The following is a 3,349-nucleotide window of genomic DNA, read 5'->3' on the forward strand; positions in this document are numbered from 1 at the left end:
GCTCGATCGTCGGCCAGTTCACCGTGATGCGCTTGAAGTTCAGGTTCGGCTGCGCCTGTGTCACGGATCCGGACACGGCAAAAAACAGCGCGACCAGAGCGACAAGGCGCATCAGCCGGGAAATTCTGTTCTCAAGGTGCATATCACACTCCTTGTACATGCGGAAATATCAGAAAAGATCAATTCAGTTTCTCTTGTATAGCATAAACCATGAAATGGAAAATAGTTACACCTGGTGTGCGAATATTTCACGCCCCACCAGGTGAACTCTGGCTGCTCGCATAGCGTCACATCCAAATGTGCTTAAACATGCCAATAATGGCAGTATTTTATGACATTATTACGGATGTCACCAGTAATGTGAAAATGTTAATGCACGAAGTCAAGGTGCTTCCTGATCCCACGTGTCAGGTGGTACCGCGCAGCGGATGGACGGTACACATGCTGGCACCATCCATCCCCGCGGATCTTCAGGATTTATTTCAACAGCAGCATCCTTGAAGTTTGTATTGTTGACTCAGTACGAAGATGACAGTAATACACACCTGCAGGGAGATCTCCGGCCTGGAAATGCAGCCGATGCACACCCGCCTCCATCGATGCGTCCACAAGTTCTGCAACAGTGCGGCCCAGGGCGTCCGTAAGAAAAACACGCACGTGTTCGAAGGACTGCAGGGTGAAGACGATATCAGTGGAAGGGTTGAAGGGATTGGGTGTGGCATGGAGATCATACCTGTGGGCTTCAACGAGGGGACGCAGACAATCACCGCTGAGCGTGGCGAGTCCATCACTGCAGCGAGGCAGATACTCCCCGTCATTGATACGAACATCCGAGATCAGCGACGCCGGTTCAGGCCAGAGAATCGGTGCCGTCGTCCAGTCCAGTTCATCGGGATGCGCTCCGAAAAGCACGTGGAATCTGAGTTGTACCAGTGGTGGAATCGTTTCGCCAGGTGGATAGGTGAGTACACTCCCTGCAGGAGCCTCAAGTGTAAATTCCAATCTGTCATTTTCCAGGTTCCCATGCTGACGGAGGATATTCCATCCCGCCGTCAGGCAGCCCTCGGTAGAAACATCGACGAACTTCAGCACATCATCCGTGAGACGGTTTCTCAAATCATCATGATTATACATCAGGGTGATATCCAGCTTTTCGATGTCCTTCCCTGAAGGATCATCTATGGAAAGCGGGACGAACAGATCGTTTCCCGCGTAACCAATGGCGTTCCGGCTCACAGAGAGCGCCGCGGTGCCTGGGAGCGGAGGAATATACAGGCTGCAATGCGCGGACTCCGCTGGCGCAACCGACGGAGAGAGCAATACAGCGAAAAGATCCGCATCATATCCGTCGCCGGTGAGCCGGAGCGGCGTGAGGGACCATTCGACACAACGCTCTGCCTGTGGTGGAATCGTCGCGGGGAAGGACAATTCAGCCGATTCGCCTTCCGTCAGGCGCAGATGCGGAGGGAGTGAAAGGGTCGCGGTGAGATCCTGCAGTGGCGCACCGCCCGTATTTCTGACACAGAGACGATAGGTGACCGTCGACGGGAAATATCCGCCCGTCCGCGGATCAACCTCCAGTTGCCCACTCGGCAGGGTGCTGCAGTTGCTCTCCAGCATGGGTGCCGGCATGGGCTCGATGTAGATGCTGCATCGGCATTCCTTCTGGAGACCGTTGTCGTACTGCAGCAGGAATACCAGTTCGACCGTCCGTCCCACGACGGTCGGGAAGGCTTCAAGTGTCCAACGGAATACGCATTCGTCCCCCGGATCGAGACGCTCCGCAAATGCATCTTCTGACAGCGGAGCGAGAAGGGACGAAGCGATGAGCAGTGTTCCGCGCAGCGAATCTGCGGCTGCTTCACCGGTGTTATGGACGCGCAGGGTAACGTCGAATGGATTGTCAATATAGGTGCCGTTCGTGGCATCCACGTGCAGGGTATCGGGACAGACACAGGAAAGCTCGATTGCTGAAGCACGCACCGGCGGTACGACTATGGAATCACAGCATCTCTGCCTGTTGCCTAAGCCATCGAAGACCGATGCGCAGATCCGGTAGGTCTCACGCTGCTTTGATGCTACAGGTCTGAGCAGCCATGATAATGTTGTGGACTCGGAGGGCAGCAGACTGTCCACCTTCCTGGTCACTCTTTGTCCCGGCTGAAGGTACAGGCCAGGCGGCAGCTCTACGCTCGCCGCAATATTTCTGGAAATGGCCATTCCCGTATTTACAACAGTGAGGGAGAACCGAAACGGATCCGGCTCATATCGACCGTCCCGGAAGATCAGTGAATCCACCTCGAGGTCGCAAATTACATCAAGTTCCGGCAGTGTTGCGGGTGGAATATAGACATCGATGCAGCATGTATCGATCACGTACTGACTGCCGAATCCACCCTTACCCTGCACCTGGAAACAGGGTGTAACAACGCCTCCGACGCTTCGTGGTAAGGGACGAAGCAGAAAGGTGACACTCGCTGACTCGCCCGGCTCCAGGCTGCCGATATCCTTCACCGCTTCATCGAGTTCGAAGAGCGTAACCTCGGGTGTCCCGATGTACATGACTTTTGTGCTGTCCGAAGTGTCATCACCTGTGTTCGTTACCCGGACCTTTATCGGAAACGGGTTGGGACGGTAATCACCCAGGCGCCCATCCCAGACAATGCTGTCGAAATCCGTGCTGCAGAACGGTTCCAGTCTCGGTGCAGGTGCTCGCTCGACCCAGACCTCACTTTTGCATATCGCATATGCGGCATTTGCCGAAACCGCGATCGAGGAAAGAGCAATCGCACTACTGATGGTTCGCGGTCCTGATGGTTGCACCTCAAACTGGACGGACAGCTCCTCGCCGAAATGCAGCTCGCTGCGTCCCGTTGAAGGATTGACAAGCTGCCGGGAGGGCAAACCGATTATCTGAAACTGTACGTCCTGTATCAGACTGACCCTGATGTCGCGTGCGATGGCGGTATCAAGTGGCTGGGGCCCTGACTCCCCGACGTTTCGCACAAATACGGTAATCACGAATGATGCCGGCATATACCTGTTGTCCTGATACAGAATGGAATCGACCGAGGTCTCAATGCGGCATTGCAGCATCGGGAGACCGGCCATATTTCGTTCGGACTGCACCGGAGGTTCTCCTGCACATATGGTGCCGAGAGTGATAAGGATGATTATACATACCTGCAATACCATGGGTCTCATTCTGCACCTCTCCATTCTGTATGTACATAACAGCGGAGGCCTTCTGTGAAGGCCTCCGCTGCATTTTACCCGGGATACTACCGTGACAGGATCATGCGCTTGCTGTCAGAGAAGGTCGGGGTTTCGAGACGGTAGATATACACGC

General features: G+C 54.6%; 1 protein-coding gene. It reads right to left on the reverse strand.

All coding sequences use genetic code 11. From position 1 onward, the window contains the following. Window positions 1-477: 477 nt before the first annotated feature. Window positions 478-3,129 (reverse strand): hypothetical protein, encoded by a 2,652-nt coding sequence (locus KQI65_18050; protein ID MCB2206649.1) that lies wholly within the window; start codon window positions 3,127-3,129, stop codon window positions 478-480. Window positions 3,130-3,349: the final 220 nt, after the last annotated feature.

The organism is bacterium, assembly GCA_020444325.1.
In the GTDB taxonomy this organism is placed as follows: domain Bacteria; phylum Bacteroidota; class Ignavibacteria; order SZUA-365; family SZUA-365; genus BM516.